Origin of the sequence: Yersinia vastinensis, from assembly GCF_044905075.1 — a bacterium.
GTDB lineage: Bacteria > Pseudomonadota > Gammaproteobacteria > Enterobacterales > Enterobacteriaceae > Yersinia > Yersinia vastinensis.
In genome coordinates, this window is sequence record NZ_CP173260.1 from 2,094,539 (window position 1) to 2,109,126 (window position 14,588).

The window sequence follows — 14,588 nt, forward strand, 5'->3', positions numbered from 1 at the left end:
GCCCGTAAATTTATGGACACCCTGTTTTTTCATCATTTGCCGAAACACTGAGTTAACCTAATTGAGTAAACATCGGTAATAATAAAGACAACTTGATCACGATAGCATTGGCTATATCCAAGAAGAAAGCGCCGACCATCGGAACAATTAAAAATGCAATATGGGATGGCCCGAAACGATCTGTTATTGCCTGCATATTGGCAATTGCGGTGGGTGTTGCTCCTAGCCCTAAACCACAATGCCCAGCAGCAAGAACAGCGGCATCATAATTTTTCCCCATTACCCGATAAGTGACAAATATTGCGTACAAGGCCATTAGCAGGGTTTGTACCAATAAAATAGCCAGCATAGGTAAGGCTAAAGATGCTAACTCCCACAGTTTTAAACTCATCAAAGCGATTGCGAGGAAAAGAGAAAGACTCACGTTACCCACGATAGACACCGCGCGGTCAAAAACCTGATAAAACCCAGTATAGGTGAGTATATTGCTAAGAATAACCCCAACAAACAGGACATAAACAAAGATGGGTAATTCAAATACCGATCCTGCAAGCCATTTCTTAATATAACCCCCGATCATCAAACAAATAGTAATCATAGCGATGGTTTCAATTAAGACCAGTGCGGTGATCATTCGTCCAGATTGAGGTTTTTCGAATGTTGTTGGTTGCAAGGTATCCTCTGGTCTACCATTGGGGGTCGCTGAATGTTTAATCAAATAAAGAGCGACAGGGCCGGCTATCAATCCCCCTAATACCAAGCCGAATGTGGCACATGCCATGGCGACTTCAGTGGCATTTATTAAACCATAATTATCAACAAATACACTGCTCCAGGCGGCGCCAGTACCATGCCCACCCGATAATGTAATCGTCCCTACCAGTAATCCCATTAACGGTTCCAGCCCCAACATTTTAGCCATGCCGATACCAACCGTATTTTGTAATAACAATAAACCAATAACGATGATGATAAATTTAACTAAGACTTTGCCCCCAGCTCTTAAACTGGCCAAATTTGCGTTAAGTCCAATAGAAGCAAAGAAGGTTAGCATTAAGGGATCACGTAATGATGAATCAAAACTGGCTTCCCAACCTGTTGTCTGATGAATAAGAAGAAGAATTAATGCAACTAATAGACCGCCAGCGATAGGGTCTGGAATTGCATATTTTTGCAATAAAGGAATGTGCTGAACACATTGCCTCCCAAGCAATAGAACCAGACTTGCAGCAACGAGTGTGCCATAGGCATCAAATTGGGTCATTTTGACATCCCCTCTATAAAAGAAACGACCGCTATTTACGTTATTTTTTATGTACGTTCAAAGGCCATATATAGGAGGATTCATTGCCACGCTCCAAACAACAATAGGGTGGGTAACTTATGAGAGTAATGAGGCTATAACTCAAGTTTGATGGCTATCATTTATTTGCAAACCAGTCATCATGGACACTTTATTAAAGCGTAGCATTACTTTGCGCTTCATTGTCCTGAAAGTCATAATTTTTATTCATAACATATTGTTTACACAATAAAGAATACAGTCCGCGTGAGAGTGGGGGATTAGAAAAAATATACTGGGTTGGAGACATGTTTATCATTCACTGCAAGATGAGTTAGATAACGGAGGAATGAGGATGTTAAATTAGAGCAATAAAATCCTAAAGATATCAGTAAGATTTATCACGGTAGACTTCACCACAAAGTAATACGACGTCAGGTCTTCTTTCATGAAGACGCGCCGCGACAGCCATACATTCATGGCGTGTTGCATAGATATCATCAGTTACGGGCAGGGCCTCGCAAGCATCCATTCCGCAGGTACTTACCAATAAAACAAATCCTATGAGCATATATTCTCCTTATTTATAGGATTTATATGAGTATAGCTTATTTATCACAAAGAATGTTGTCTCGTTTTTTATCTAAGCAATAGTGGAATCCATTATCTAGTTGAGTGTTAACCAAATTTTGTAATGACAACACCGATCATGATAATGGCGCTGGCGATAAGACGTAATGCTGAGGGTTTCTCTTTTAGCATCCAGATAGAAATAACCATGGCGAACAGTACGCTAGTCTCGCGTAGCGCAGCGACTAACGCGATGGGGGTGCTCTTCATTGCCCAGATGACAATACCGTATGCAAGTAACTGCATTGCTCCACCGATAATCCCCTGACGCCAATGTTGTTGGATTTCACGAAAAACCCTATTACGATGCATTACCCAAAGCAGGGCAAACATGGCTATACCATTACACATAAATAGCCAAAGAATATAGCTGAGGGGTTCAATGCTGGCACGGCTCCCTGCACCATCGGAAAGTGTATAACAGGCAGTAAATGTCGCAGTAATAAGGGCATAAACTATCGATTTTAAATCAAGCTTTTTAGGGCCATGGCGACCATCAAATGTCATCATAATAACCCCTGAAACCAGAATGACTGCACCCAATAAGGCCATTGCTCGTGGAATTTCTGACAAAATTAACCACGAGAGTAGCGCACTTAATAGCGGTGCTACGCCACGGGCAATGGGATAGATTTGACCAAATTCGGCTTGTTCGTAAGCTTTGCTCAGAAATAGGCAATAACCAGTATGAAAAGCAACAGAGAGCAGTAACCATGGGAGTGCACTGAGGGAGGGAATGCCAACAAAAAAAACACCAAAAAATGAAATGACACCAGAGAATATGGCCATCAATGAAATAGCCACCAAACGATCACTACCGAATTTGACTAATGCATTCCAGCTGGCATGCAGCAGTGCCGCCCCTAAGACTGCAATAAAAATTTCGCTGCTCATCCTATCTCCTTATTTAGGCAGCATAGTTTACCGCAACTGTATTTAATTTCACGTGTGCAGAGCATAAAACGTGTGAATGATATTTATTCCGTGTAATCACTAATTGAGTTTTCTTTATCATTGAAAATAAATGAAATTATTAATTTAATACTTTATGAAGAGTAATAGTTAATTAGGATATATCTTGGATGATCTAAATGGACTAAAAAGAATATAGTTGGATATAATTTATAAGCAATAAATCACTATCAAACCAGTGTCTGGCGAATACGTTAAGACATATATACTAAATTTTATTCTGGGGTATCTATCTTGTTAAAGAAAAGTATTTTTTTATTATTTGCGATGGTAATTGCTCTTACCGGTTGTTCTGAAACTGAGCCAACAGGCACAAAAGTTTTTGGGGGTAAGGCTTATATTGAGATGCCTGCTGAATTCACATTAATGTCTAAGGAAATGTTGGCGTCTAAATATCCTCAGGCTAATGCCCCGCAAGAAGCTTATTCTGTTGAAAACGGCAGTGTATCTTTTGCATTCAGCGATACCAGCAATGCAATACCTGAAGGTAAGCTCGGTGATGTTGTTAATATGATGAAAAAGCAATTCGCTGCATTTAAACCTACTCTGGAAGAGAAGGATGTTGATGGGCGTAAAGCTTATATCCTGAGCATGGATACACCGGTTCCAGATGGTACAGTTAAGAATGTGATGTTACTCACAACAATTAACGGGAATTTAGCTATTGCTACATTTAATAGCACTGAGGCTTTAGCGGATAAATATATGGAAGTTGGTAAGAATGCACTGCTTTCATTAAAATTTAAGAAATAATTACAAGCAAGTCTGGCTGCTTCTCGCCTAAATAGATAAGCAGTAATAAAGGTTGCCATCAGTACTATGGCAATCTTTATCTTTCCGCGTTGAGTTTTATTGCATGCGTTAGATAGGTACTGTGTCGCTGCGACTTCCTAAAATAGCCATAAATTGGCATGATATAGGCATGTTGGATTTTTAGGATGAGTGATGAAACAGTTTCCATTTGATAAACGTTATGAGATTGAAGATGCTAGCGGCACTGTTGGATACTATATCGATGGTGATGAGTATATCCGTGGTCAGGATGGTATTCCTGGCTATCGCATCGCGGGTTATGAGGTGTTTGAACATAATGCAGAGGCTAAATTGGCCGGTTTCCTTGAAGGGAAACATATAACGACACCTGATGCAGATATTTTGTTGACGATTTTAGATGATCCCGAATCTATAGATTAAGCTTCAACGTATCAACCTCGGTTGTGTGAGAGGAGCTGCGATATAAAGATAACGCAGCTTCCAACCGAGAAAATAAGATGTATTTGTCTATCATTAATTTTTTATAAAAGGTGCTATTCAGCCAGCATAAAACCGATTAACGTAAATCTGCCAATAATAATCAGTCGGAGCCACAATGAGCCATCAAACCATAACATTGTACAGCGATGCGGATTTTTTTAGTCCTTATGTGATGTCTGTTTTTGTGTCTCTGACAGAAAAGGCACTTCCATTCACATTAAGCCCCATTGATCTGTCTGCTGGCGAGAATATGAAGGCGGAATTTAGTCAGATCTCGGTGACTCGTCGAGTACCGACATTGGTGATTAATGATTTTCAATTATCTGAATCCTCGGCAATTTCCGAATATTTAGAAGATCGCTTCTCTTCACCGGAATACGCACGAATTTATCCACAAGACAGGCAAGAGCGTGCTAAGGCCCGCGAAATTCAGGCTTGGTTACGTAGTGATTTTATGCCCATTCGTACAGAACGTCCTACTGAAGTCGTTTTTGCCGGATTGAAATTCCCCCCGCTATCAGACAGTGGTCAACAGTCAGCGAATAAGCTTATTTCTGGGCTGGAGCGCATGCTGGCCGATGGAAGAAAATATCTCTTTAGCGAATGGTGTATTGCCGATACCGATTTGGCGCTGATGCTTAACCGACTTGCACTCAATGGTGATGCACTGCCGGAATACCTGCGCAAGTATGCGAGCTATCAATGGCAGCGACCGTCAGTGCAGCAATGGCGCATATTGTCACAAAATTAATCTCCCATGAAGAATGTGATTGAAATTGATACTGCACGTCTGTGTCTGCGGCAATGGTGTCTTTCTGACAGGGCCCCTTTTGCTGCGTTGAATGCTGATAAGCGAGTGATGGAATTCTTCCCGACAACGCTAACCCGCTCGGAAAGTGATGCAATGGCTGATCGTTGTCAGCAATTGATTGCGCAGCGAGGATGGGGGTTGTGGGCTGTTGAGCTTAAAGCGACAGGGCAATTTGTGGGGGCATTGGGATTACATATCCCCACGGCTAAATTACCGTTTTCACCTTGTGTCGAGATAGGTTGGCGTCTGGCTTATTCATTCTGGGGGCAAGGTTTAGCAACAGAGGCAGCATTTGCGGCATTAGCAGTTGGTTTTGAACAATTGAAGCTGGCGGAGATAGTCTCATTTACGGCGTTAATCAATTTACGCTCACAAGCGGTCATGAAACGAATCGGTATGGCGCGAGTACCGGGAAGTTTTCCACATCCCAATGTCAACTCAGATAGCCCATTAAGTGAGCACTGTTGGTATCGTATATCACGAGAACAATGGTATGACCGATAGTATGGCTGGGTGAGATGACGGCGAGAATTATATCAGTTGGGTCAGTTATCGGTGGGTTACATCAGATCAAGTAGTGGGAGTGATCCATCAACAACAGCGGCAGTGATATAAATAATAAAAAGTGAATAGAGAAAGAAATTGCTGATCATTTGACACCTCGGTTACCGACAGGGGAAAACTTTTGGTCATGACAAAGCAATTACACTATAGCACGCTAATTGAATAAAAAGTGCACAATAAATGAATAACTAATGAAGATTATGTTGCAATATTGTGACGCGAGAGGCCTTTTTAAAGCATATTGGTCGTGAATAGGCCAAATCTTGATGCGAGAAAGTATTAAAATTAAGCTGAATTGGAGTGAGAGTCTGCGGAGAAGAAATTCATAAATCTATAGCTTTATCAATCCATTAGCGTAAATTGAAAACAATTTAAGCAGCATATGAGCAGAGAAGGAGTAATTGTGCTACACTATGCGACCGATAATCAAGGATAAAACATGAAAAAAGTCTCAATCATTGCTCAGTGCTTAATAAACGCTAAGAGTTTCAGTGAGATGTCTGAAGCTGAATCCTCGATAAAAAAGGTGTTCAACGACAGTTATGCCGATCACTCTTTTGATGAATGGAATACCGATGTCTCAACGTTGAGCGCTAACCGTATTATCAGCCTGGTTGCTGGTGCTTCCAAGGTTCGGGTCAGAGGGTTGATCCAAGAATTATGGAATCACTGATCCCAGACTACGGTTTTTCAATAACCTGCCTACCACTTCACTACGCCAAGCATGCATGTCATGCTGCGTGGTGAATGTTTTTCCTCATCTCCTTCTACTCTCTGCGTGTTTCTTTCCAATTTCTCCTGCAAAACCGGTTATTTTCAACAAGTGAAATCTGATCCGACACAGATAATCTGAGTAACGCTGACTATGCCACGGTTTAGTTCTGGTGGTTAACGTAATCTAGTAGGGTTGTACAACAGAGGGACGAGTTATGTCATTTCTTGATAACGTCAGAAAGTGGGTTAGCCGTGATAAAGTCAAAATCAAGTGCCCGGATTGTGGCGAGACTTCTGAACAGAGCACAGAAAAGGTACAGAAAAACAAAGCATTAGTTTGCACAAGATGTGGCTGCTTATTTTTGCCCAAAGACAAACACGAGTAGCGGCACAATCAGCCAAAGATCATGGCTGCCCATCGCAGCAGCATTAATGCACCACAGATGCAAAGTAACACCAAAATCATCTTCCAATGCTTTGTATGCAAGCGCTTGGTCACCATAGGGTCCCTATTTTTATCTCAACATGGCAGTTTGACTTGAGACTGCATGACGACGTTTATTTGTTTACCGCAACTTGGGTATAGTAGCGAAAATTTATATTGATGCGAGAGTTAGTTTATAGCGATAAAGTGTAATATGCGTTGCATCAATAAGATTACAAATAGGAATAATGAGACCATGGCGACAATTCCACAAAAATATGAAAACGCAGAGCGTTGGGCTTTTGGTGATACTGAAAAAGTGGCAGATGATTTATTGGCACTGGTCCTGAATGGCACGAAAACAGCGACCTGTGCGGCATTAGATGAAGATGGCGTTCCCCAGGCTGGGGATGTGTTTGTGGTAGTAAATGGCCGCAATGAACCAGCATGTGCTGTCGAATTGACGGATGTGGAGCTGAAAACCTTTGATCAAGTTGATGAGGCTCATGCTTTAGCTGAAGGTGAGGGCGATCGGACGCTGGCATACTGGCGCAAAACACAACAGCGTTTTTTCGAGGAGTACGATATGTTTTCCCCGGATATGATGCTCATTTGCATGCAATTCAAAGTGCTGGAAAAGTTCTGATAACGTATTTTTGCTGACTAGGCTTCTCATTTGGCAGCACCATCAGCGAGTAAAAGAAGATGCCGTCACTCATAAGGTTTAGCTATGGGTTGACGGATCTTCTGAAGGTGCAATCAGGTTACCCTCATTATCCAGGCATCCTGATGTCGGTCATAATGCTTCTTATATAGCAGCCGATCTTTACCGTCTAATGTTGCTGGAATACTGGTTTGCTCATCCCACCCATCGAGTTGCATACACAATTCAGGATCCGATTTGCAAGGGATACTGAGCGTATTTTCACCCTTAGCCTGAGGGGCGGATAACACGGCGTCATCAACTTCAAAATCTCGGATTTTCACCACAGTTTTTCCCATAAAGACTCCTGTCTACTCAGTGGTATGAGGTATGACCAGATTGGTCGCCTTATTGAGAATAGCTGAGCTAGAAAAAAGTGCCAGACGTTGCCGGTAAAAAATTGTCGCAAATTTTAGCTGGGGAGTTCAGCCAAGTTAAATTGGTTGCGTCCGTTCTTTTTCGAGTAATAAAGTGCCTGATCTGCCGCCAACATTAAGTCAGCTTGATCAGTAATGTGGGTGTGATCATGGGCTTGGTATACGGTAACGCCAAGGCTAATGGTCACTTTACGGAATTTACTGTCGCTGTGCTTAATCCCCATCGCGCGGATTGACTGCAAGATATGCTCAGCCACCAGACTGGCACCCTTTTTATCGGTATCTGGCAAAATAGCCGCAAATTCTTCTCCGCCGTAGCGAGCCACGATATCGGTGCTGCGTTTTAATGATTTGCGTAATGCTCTGGCCACCAAACGCAGACAGGCATCGCCAGAGATATGACCATAACAATCATTGAAATTCTTAAAATAATCGATATCAATCATTAAGACTGCCAATGGAGAGTCTGAACGTCTCGCACGCATAAATTCATGAGCCAGAACTTTTTTGAATTCCCGTCGATTGGGTAATTTTGTTAGCGAATCGGTTCTCGCTTGGATCTCCAAGCGGCGATTTGCCTTAATTAACTTAAGTTCCAGTAGCTTACGCTCATGTATATCTTCGGCTGTTCCATACCAACACAAGACATTACCCTGTTCATCTACGCTGGGGACTGCACGGATACGCATCCAATTCCAGCCTTTCTCCACATGACAAAAGCGAATTTCAACGTCGAGTGGTTCCTTCGTTTGAAGCGAGTGTTCCCAGCTTATCAGTGTAGGATGGCGATCATCGGTATGAATAGTGCGGAGCCATTTATCCGCCAATGCTTCTTCACGGGTGAGCCCGGTAATTTTTTCAAAGCGGGAACTGACATGCGTAATCATGCCGTCGGGGGATGCCGTCCAGGGAATTTGCGGGTTTAGTTCGACCATATTGCGATAATGCTGCTGGCTACTGCGCAGTTTTTCTTCCATCTCTTTCAGCGGCGAGATATCAATCATAGCAACAGATAGGCCACTGACCTGACCTGTGGGATATCTGGCGGCTTTCATTCGCATGAAGAAAACACGTTTTTTATCCGGCATCTGAAATTCTGCATCAGGAATGCTATCGTCACAATACGCCTTTAATAGGGCATTTTGCACAATAGGAACAATACTGGGTAAAAAATCAGCCACTTTGCGCCCATTGATCTCTACTGTATTTTTACCGAGCAATTGAGCAAGATAATCATTTACTGTCAGGTAACGTAGTGTCGTGTCAATGAAGCACAGCCCTGCTGGGGCATTGGCATAAATTGATTCCAGCTCAAATAATCGCCGGCCGGCATCATAAGTCAAATTGCTCAGATTACGGTCAATACCCCGATAACCTTTGAACTCGCCATTATCATCAAACAGCGGGATCCCACTGGTTTCAAGCAAGACTTCACTACCATCTGCGCGAATACTGCGGTTTTGTAATCCAGCGAAAGGAATGCGTGCCGCGGCAATCTCAGCAAATATCTTTCCTACCCGACTGGCCTCATCTTTAGGCATAAAATCAAACGGGGTTTTACCGATCACTTCCTGAGGAAGGCGGCCCAATAGCTCGACAGATTTTGCTGATGAGAAGGTATAACAACCCGCAGCATCAACTTCCCAAATCCAATCTGAATTGTTTTCGATGATGTCCCGTAAGCTGTTCATTTCCTTCAACAGAGCAATGTCAGCTGGTTTTTCCCGATTATCATAATCAGTCATGTTTAATCGCGGCTTTCCTTAGGTAGAGTTCTGTCGGCTAATATTTAAGCCCGCAGATTGTATAACAGGGATAGATTTAGTACAGCTCAATCGGAATATTCTTATCTACTAATTATTTCTTCATTTCTACTTCGCTGAGAAATAAGACGAAAATAGAAATAGTTAATTTCACTGTTTTGCCAATGTATTCCTTGGTCAAAATTAGCTGTTAATACTCAAGCACCAGACTCACATTATCCTGATAGTTACCCGGAGTGCGTTGATTCTGATTAGGATTAATGACCGCATGAAAAGGAACTAATTGTTGCGCGCCAGTGCCCGTGCCAGGCTGCATTGAGGTTGCATTCCATAACGTGGTCCCTGCGGTATTTTGGTAAAGCTGATATTGCAAATAGTCAGTGACAGTTGAGGAGGTCAGTTTCATTTGCCGCCAATTTGCCAACGGGTTATCACCGGCAGTAACGTAGGTGTTAAAGGTCGATCCTTTGGTGCAGGTGAGCGTAATATTTTGACTGATAGGATTAAATTGCCCTACCAAGGCAAAACTGCCGAAGTTTACATCTTGAGCACTGTTAATCGCGCAATTCTTGCTGACCACGAGAGTCACCGTCACGGTAGACACGTCGGTTCCGATGCCGGTTCCCGACCATGTTCCCCCGATACAGATCCCTGCAGCGGCGACTTTGCAGATATTATAACTCCAGGCCAGATTGATGACGTCAGTATAAGTCCCTGCGCTGATATTGACATTAATCGCACCATTGGTGCCGGTTCGAATATAAATGGGTAGGTTGGCACTAATTCCGCCCAGACCGACGAGCAGTAAATTTGAGCTGCTATAGTCTAATACTCCATTGATACCCAATGCTGGGCTAAATGTTCCATTGCGATATATAGAATAGGGGATAAGGTCACCCGCAGCATTTTTCAACATAAGGTTATTGGTTGTGCTGACGATTCTTGCTGTCAATGCATAGGTGGATAATAAGCTAACCCCCAATCCGCTGCAGGCCATGGGCGTTGCACCTTGTGCATTGACGGTCGTGGTATTCGCCGCAACAGAAGAACTGGGTGGCAGGGTAACTGTACCGGGTGAGAATGTGCAGGAATCCGCCTGAGCCGGAGGCGCAATAAAACACAGCAGGATTATCAGCAAAGTGATAAAGCCGGCGAAGGTACTGCGGTGGCCTATTGCAAATTTATGGTGTATCACTTTGCCTCCGTTATGTTATTTCCACTCATAGACACGTCACTGTGCCGATATCTTGTATCCCCGCACGGGCTTTCTGTGTGAAGTGTACATAGCAACTCCCGCCATTATCCGCGCGGGTTATTTTCAGTTTATTTTGTGGCTTGATTTGCTCGATATAAGCGATGCCATCCCAGCCAACATAACTGGTGGGTTTGACATCAGAATTGAATATAGGGCTGCCTTTAGGTAACTCTTTACCCGATATATCAATGATATGTAGTGTCGCTGCGGTCACTTGTTCCAATGGGAAGTCGATTAAATATCCGCTGCGTTCACGGATGGCCAAGCGGCGCTCCACTTCAGGCATCGAGACATCTGCTGGTAGGCTCATAGGGTCAATCTGAAATTTCGCTTGGTAATAAGAGGTGACATTCGGAATTAATAGATAGCCATCGTCGTCAGTTGTGCCGATGAGTTGATTTTCATAACTGACAGGAATTTGGCCAAAACCATGAGTAGAAACCAGTGCAAATGCATCATTAATCGTATTACTGGCATAAATTCCCCGATTCATCATCACCACTGAACCACTGACTTCCCCCCAAGTACGGTAATCATTGTCACTACCATAGACGCCGACCCGACTTTCCATCATCCGAGTCCGCCAGATAAGGTCTGCCTGTTGGTAGCTACTGTTTTCACCGGAGCCATTGGCATAAGCCATATTCCAGCCAAACCCGCCATTGGTCGGGGTGGAGCGGCTATAGTTGACTCTCTGACTCCAGACGTTATTGGCATCACGCATGCTGCTGATGCTACCAGCACCCCAATCGCCGAGGGGGATACTGAAGACCATCTGTGCGTTATAGCCTTTCGTGCCAAGCTCACGGTTGACCGAGAGATAAAAGCTGGTATTACCAAAAACGGTGGTGCTGTAGCTTAGGTTGACCAGACGGGTTCGCTCTCCTAGTGCATCCTGAACATCAAAATAGCCGGAGCCAATAGACCCATATGCCCCCAACCCCAGACTGCCGGTGATTTGGTCAGTGCGGCGGCTGGGCCGATACGCGCTTTTATAATTTGCCAAGTCTCCATAATCTTCACTACGTGTGATGCGTTGAGCATTTAGGCTAAAAAAAGCATTGCTATAGCTGTAACCGAATGAATACTGATTGCCACGCCCACCATATCGCTGGGAGGGCAGTAAGGTGGCGGAATCAGCATTGAGGTTCGTAGGGGCGACGCCACTTCCCAACACATCGTCACCTGCGTGACTGAGACTGTAAGATCCGTTTAGCACACCGTAATTGCCAGCTCTCAGGCTGATACCGCCACCCGCCACATTCAGTTGTTTGGCGATATCCGTCCGGCCTTCGAGTGTCAGCCAAGAGGTGGCGCCGTAGCGGAGCACGCCGGTGGCCACAGGGTCGCCATAATCAGCAGAGCGAATCCCATAGTTTTGGCGCAACATGCCACTTGACACACTAAAATCCCATAAGCCGGGTTTTAACAGATCACTGGCAACATAAAAGGGAATAGAGGTACTGACTTGCCGCCCCAATGCATCGGTGGTGACCACCGTAGCTTGTCCTGCACCGTTGATTCGAGGGCCGTTATCTATCACGAAAGGTCCGGGATTAACCGTGGTCGATTGCATGCGAAAGTTATCAATATAGAGGTCGACGGTGCTGGGAATTGCGGCTTGGCCGGCAAATTGAGGCAGCGGGTAGGTTACCAAGTCTGGGCGAATGGCGAAATTGCGTGATATCTGGATTCCGCCAAGACGTACTGAGCTGCTCCACGCCAGAGAACCGGTTATCAGATCCCCCGCGGTGTAACTCAACATATGATTTTCATCATTTGACCGCCACTGGGTATCGTAGCGAACGTACCCTTTATCGACGGTCACGTTGTCCGTGTCTGTCAGATTGGTGCGGTAGATACCGGTGTTGCTGATGACACCAAAACGGTCAAATAGGCGCTGTTCTGTCCACGCTGAAACGTTGCTCGGCTGGCTATTATTGTCGCCTTGGTTGGCGTAGACATCGTAGTTAAATAACAGACCAAGGCTACTCTGAGCCAGATTAAAATCCTCTGGTGTACTGGCATTGACTCGTTGCTGAGGGAGCCATTCGCTGGGGATATCAATGAGTAATCGCTGGCTATCCCCTTGATAGGCGACTTTTACTTTATCCATAGCATCAATTGCGATTTCTGGCGTATTCGATTGTGGCGTGGGTAAGCCAACGGCATTCAATTGTTCAGGCGTCAGATAATAATGCCCACCACGAAATATCACGGGTACTGCCTCGCCAAAGTTACGGCCATTGACTACCAATTCAAGATAGAGTGTGGTGTCCGGCATCACAGCGGCAGATGGCGGAGGTGGCAAATCATCCCCCCTTACCGTTAGTGGTATTAAAATGGGGGATATCATTGAGGCATACATCAATGTCAAAAAAGGTGACAGCCTGATTTTGATTATCATCCCAACCTTATGTTCCTGTTTATTAATGCATTAGCCATGCATCAACCAATAGATATTCTTAAATCAGAACAGGCTATTGATGAGGAATAACGACAGGTTTGGCATGACTGTTTACTAACGCGGTTAGTTGTCCTGCGTTAGCCGGTGTGGGGATTTGAAAGTACATTTCACTCCCCGGCAGCACATAACCCATCAGCCCCTTATTGAGACTTTTATTTTGCAAATTGACCTGAGATATTCGTGCGTGCGTGTGTCCTTGATTGCGGATAGCCAACCACTGTTTACCGCTATCTGACGTGAGTTTGTAACTGAGATTCAGAGGGAAGAATGACGCCGGATTATTTGCATCTTCAGATTTTAAACCTTCACCATAGATAAATAGCGGGATGGAGTAACGCATCTGAAACTTCAGCCCCATATTCAGAGAGGGGGTGGGGGTGTCATCGGCATCTTTACGCGGAATCTCATCAATCAGCACGCGGAATGCCTGTTCCTGCCCTGCGGGGACTTGTGTATTTTTAATCAGACGAATCAGTTGACGTTTGCCCGGTAAAATAGTGGCAACGGGTGGGCTGGCAAGGATAGCAGACTGATGACTGTAATCATCCACCCCTTCTTTTTGTTGCCACCCTAATACTCGGATTTGCATATAAACTGGCTGACTATCTTTATTCTCCAACCACAGCGCAGTGGCTTTCTCGCTATTATTTATCACCGGATCAATCGGCCAAATAAGTACCGAAGAGGCGGCATAAAGAGAGCCACTGGTTAATGCAGTTGCCAGTACAACCATCGATGAGAGCGATGTTAATTTGGTCATGGTGAACTCCTTGTCGATAAGTACTCACATTAAATAAATGGCAATCTAATAAGTGATGGTCACTAATAGCGTATCGGTATAATTCCCTGCGGTGGGCAGTGTGCTACTGGCAAACAACTGCGCATATAAAACAATTTGTTGCAGCGTGCTGTTGCCACTAATGATTTGTGTTGCCCCGCCATTACTACCATCGCCCCAAATAATACTGCGGGCGCTGTCTTGGAATATTTGATAGGACAGATATTCACCAGTGCTGCTATTAAGTAACCGTCGGCCAGAGGCAATGTTGCCAGCGGTATTCGCACCGCTATTGAGCGCCAATGTTAGGCTAGGCGTGCCGCTACACTGAATAACGATTGAACCAGCATTCTGGCTGGATACGATATTAATCGGCGTAGCGAGGGACGATACATTGCCAAAATTCAGCGTGCCAAAACTGCTGCTATCTGCGGTGCCACTCCCTAAAATACAACCGGGTAATATGGTTGCTTTTACAGTAAAGGGGCTGCTCAATGTGTCTCCATAGCTTCCTGCCACGGGTAAACCCAACACCGCGAGTAGCAATAATTGAGTTAGGGTGGGATAGAAACAGCGCTGTGCCATATTGCTGCC

Annotated in this window: 17 protein-coding genes; 7 read left to right on the plus strand and 10 right to left on the minus strand. The window is 44.4% G+C overall.

Annotated features, from left to right (window positions below):
• Positions 1-52: 52 nt before the first annotated feature.
• From gltS to ACIOG0_RS09720, 3 genes are all read right to left on the minus strand, one after another.
• Entirely contained in the window at positions 53-1,264 is a 1,212-nt protein-coding gene (gene gltS / locus ACIOG0_RS09710) for a sodium/glutamate symporter (protein WP_050097453.1), read from the minus strand.
• Positions 1,265-1,670: 406 nt separating this feature from the next.
• Positions 1,671-1,853: a hypothetical protein gene (locus ACIOG0_RS09715; RefSeq protein WP_050097455.1), complete on the minus strand. Its 183-nt coding sequence runs from the start codon at positions 1,851-1,853 to the stop codon at positions 1,671-1,673.
• Positions 1,854-1,960: 107 nt separating this feature from the next.
• Positions 1,961-2,806 carry a DMT family transporter gene (locus ACIOG0_RS09720; protein WP_128450819.1) on the minus strand — a complete coding sequence of 282 codons (846 nt, stop codon included), beginning with the start codon at positions 2,804-2,806 and terminating at the stop codon, positions 1,961-1,963.
• Between the two features lie 312 nt (positions 2,807-3,118).
• Here ACIOG0_RS09720 and ACIOG0_RS09725 point away from each other — a divergent pair, with 312 nt between their 5' ends.
• The 6 genes from ACIOG0_RS09725 to ACIOG0_RS09750 all read left to right on the plus strand — a co-directional run bounded on the left by ACIOG0_RS09725 (position 3,119) and on the right by ACIOG0_RS09750 (position 6,613).
• Positions 3,119-3,637 carry a hypothetical protein gene (locus ACIOG0_RS09725; RefSeq protein ID WP_128450818.1) on the plus strand — a complete coding sequence of 173 codons (519 nt, stop codon included), beginning with the start codon at positions 3,119-3,121 and terminating at the stop codon, positions 3,635-3,637.
• A 192-nt stretch (positions 3,638-3,829) separates the two neighbouring features.
• Positions 3,830-4,078, plus strand: coding sequence for a hypothetical protein (locus ACIOG0_RS09730; RefSeq protein ID WP_050097460.1), 249 nt, complete (start codon positions 3,830-3,832; stop codon positions 4,076-4,078).
• A 175-nt stretch (positions 4,079-4,253) separates the two neighbouring features.
• On the plus strand, positions 4,254-4,889 hold the full coding sequence (gene yfcF / locus ACIOG0_RS09735) for a glutathione transferase (RefSeq protein ID WP_050139618.1): 636 nt from the start codon (positions 4,254-4,256) through the stop codon (positions 4,887-4,889).
• Positions 4,890-4,895: 6 nt separating this feature from the next.
• Positions 4,896-5,453, plus strand: coding sequence for a GNAT family N-acetyltransferase (locus tag ACIOG0_RS09740; protein ID WP_050097464.1), 558 nt, complete (start codon positions 4,896-4,898; stop codon positions 5,451-5,453).
• 499 nt (positions 5,454-5,952) lie between these two features.
• Positions 5,953-6,186 carry a hypothetical protein gene (locus ACIOG0_RS09745; RefSeq protein ID WP_005272441.1) on the plus strand — a complete coding sequence of 78 codons (234 nt, stop codon included), beginning with the start codon at positions 5,953-5,955 and terminating at the stop codon, positions 6,184-6,186.
• 256 nt (positions 6,187-6,442) lie between these two features.
• Positions 6,443-6,613: a YnfU family zinc-binding protein gene (locus tag ACIOG0_RS09750; protein WP_217450619.1), complete on the plus strand. Its 171-nt coding sequence runs from the start codon at positions 6,443-6,445 to the stop codon at positions 6,611-6,613.
• 8 nt (positions 6,614-6,621) lie between these two features.
• On the opposite strand, the gene yniD is transcribed toward ACIOG0_RS09750, so the two are convergent.
• Positions 6,622-6,729: a small membrane protein YniD gene (gene yniD, locus ACIOG0_RS09755; protein WP_087770237.1), complete on the minus strand. Its 108-nt coding sequence runs from the start codon at positions 6,727-6,729 to the stop codon at positions 6,622-6,624.
• A gap of 178 nt (positions 6,730-6,907) precedes the next feature.
• On the opposite strand from yniD, the gene ACIOG0_RS09760 reads away from it, so the two are divergent.
• Positions 6,908-7,297, plus strand: coding sequence for an ASCH domain-containing protein (locus tag ACIOG0_RS09760; RefSeq protein ID WP_050097466.1), 390 nt, complete (start codon positions 6,908-6,910; stop codon positions 7,295-7,297).
• Positions 7,298-7,410: 113 nt separating this feature from the next.
• Here the strand turns inward: ACIOG0_RS09760 and ACIOG0_RS09765 are convergent, their stop codons facing one another.
• From ACIOG0_RS09765 to ACIOG0_RS09790, 6 genes are all read right to left on the minus strand, one after another.
• On the minus strand, positions 7,411-7,653 hold the full coding sequence (locus ACIOG0_RS09765; protein WP_050097468.1) for a DUF1480 family protein: 243 nt from the start codon (positions 7,651-7,653) through the stop codon (positions 7,411-7,413).
• Between the two features lie 113 nt (positions 7,654-7,766).
• Positions 7,767-9,476, minus strand: a complete 1,710-nt coding sequence (locus tag ACIOG0_RS09770; protein WP_050097470.1) for a sensor domain-containing diguanylate cyclase — start codon at positions 9,474-9,476, stop codon at positions 7,767-7,769.
• Between the two features lie 208 nt (positions 9,477-9,684).
• On the minus strand, positions 9,685-10,689 hold the full coding sequence (locus ACIOG0_RS09775) for a spore coat protein U domain-containing protein (RefSeq protein WP_050097472.1): 1,005 nt from the start codon (positions 10,687-10,689) through the stop codon (positions 9,685-9,687).
• Between the two features lie 25 nt (positions 10,690-10,714).
• A complete protein-coding gene (locus ACIOG0_RS09780; protein ID WP_128450817.1) occupies positions 10,715-13,156 on the minus strand; it encodes a fimbria/pilus outer membrane usher protein in 2,442 nt (813 codons plus the stop codon).
• 73 nt (positions 13,157-13,229) lie between these two features.
• Positions 13,230-13,976 carry a molecular chaperone gene (locus ACIOG0_RS09785; protein ID WP_050139617.1) on the minus strand — a complete coding sequence of 249 codons (747 nt, stop codon included), beginning with the start codon at positions 13,974-13,976 and terminating at the stop codon, positions 13,230-13,232.
• 45 nt (positions 13,977-14,021) lie between these two features.
• Complete coding sequence (locus ACIOG0_RS09790) at positions 14,022-14,579, minus strand: spore coat U domain-containing protein (protein WP_050295379.1); 558 nt, start codon at positions 14,577-14,579, stop codon at positions 14,022-14,024.
• Positions 14,580-14,588: the final 9 nt, after the last annotated feature.

Bases quoted from the DNA above. Each gene is read 5' to 3' on its own strand.
- ACIOG0_RS09720 (WP_128450819.1), bottom strand. From the start codon at position 2,806: ATGAGCAGCGAAATTTTTATTGCAGTCTTAGGGGCGGCACTGCTGCAT.
- ACIOG0_RS09770 (WP_050097470.1), bottom strand. From the start codon at position 9,476: ATGACTGATTATGATAATCGGGAAAAACCAGCTGACATTGCTCTGTTG.
- ACIOG0_RS09740 (WP_050097464.1), top strand. From the start codon at position 4,896: ATGAAGAATGTGATTGAAATTGATACTGCACGTCTGTGTCTGCGGCAA.
- ACIOG0_RS09790 (WP_050295379.1), bottom strand. From the start codon at position 14,579: ATGGCACAGCGCTGTTTCTATCCCACCCTAACTCAATTATTGCTACTC.
- ACIOG0_RS09745 (WP_005272441.1), top strand. From the start codon at position 5,953: ATGAAAAAAGTCTCAATCATTGCTCAGTGCTTAATAAACGCTAAGAGT.
- gltS (WP_050097453.1), bottom strand. From the start codon at position 1,264: ATGACCCAATTTGATGCCTATGGCACACTCGTTGCTGCAAGTCTGGTT.
- ACIOG0_RS09765 (WP_050097468.1), bottom strand. From the start codon at position 7,653: ATGGGAAAAACTGTGGTGAAAATCCGAGATTTTGAAGTTGATGACGCC.
- yfcF (WP_050139618.1), top strand. From the start codon at position 4,254: ATGAGCCATCAAACCATAACATTGTACAGCGATGCGGATTTTTTTAGT.
- ACIOG0_RS09750 (WP_217450619.1), top strand. From the start codon at position 6,443: ATGTCATTTCTTGATAACGTCAGAAAGTGGGTTAGCCGTGATAAAGTC.
- ACIOG0_RS09760 (WP_050097466.1), top strand. From the start codon at position 6,908: ATGGCGACAATTCCACAAAAATATGAAAACGCAGAGCGTTGGGCTTTT.
- ACIOG0_RS09785 (WP_050139617.1), bottom strand. From the start codon at position 13,976: ATGACCAAATTAACATCGCTCTCATCGATGGTTGTACTGGCAACTGCA.
- ACIOG0_RS09780 (WP_128450817.1), bottom strand. From the start codon at position 13,156: ATGATAATCAAAATCAGGCTGTCACCTTTTTTGACATTGATGTATGCC.
- yniD (WP_087770237.1), bottom strand. From the start codon at position 6,729: ATGGTGACCAAGCGCTTGCATACAAAGCATTGGAAGATGATTTTGGTG.
- ACIOG0_RS09730 (WP_050097460.1), top strand. From the start codon at position 3,830: ATGAAACAGTTTCCATTTGATAAACGTTATGAGATTGAAGATGCTAGC.
- ACIOG0_RS09715 (WP_050097455.1), bottom strand. From the start codon at position 1,853: ATGCTCATAGGATTTGTTTTATTGGTAAGTACCTGCGGAATGGATGCT.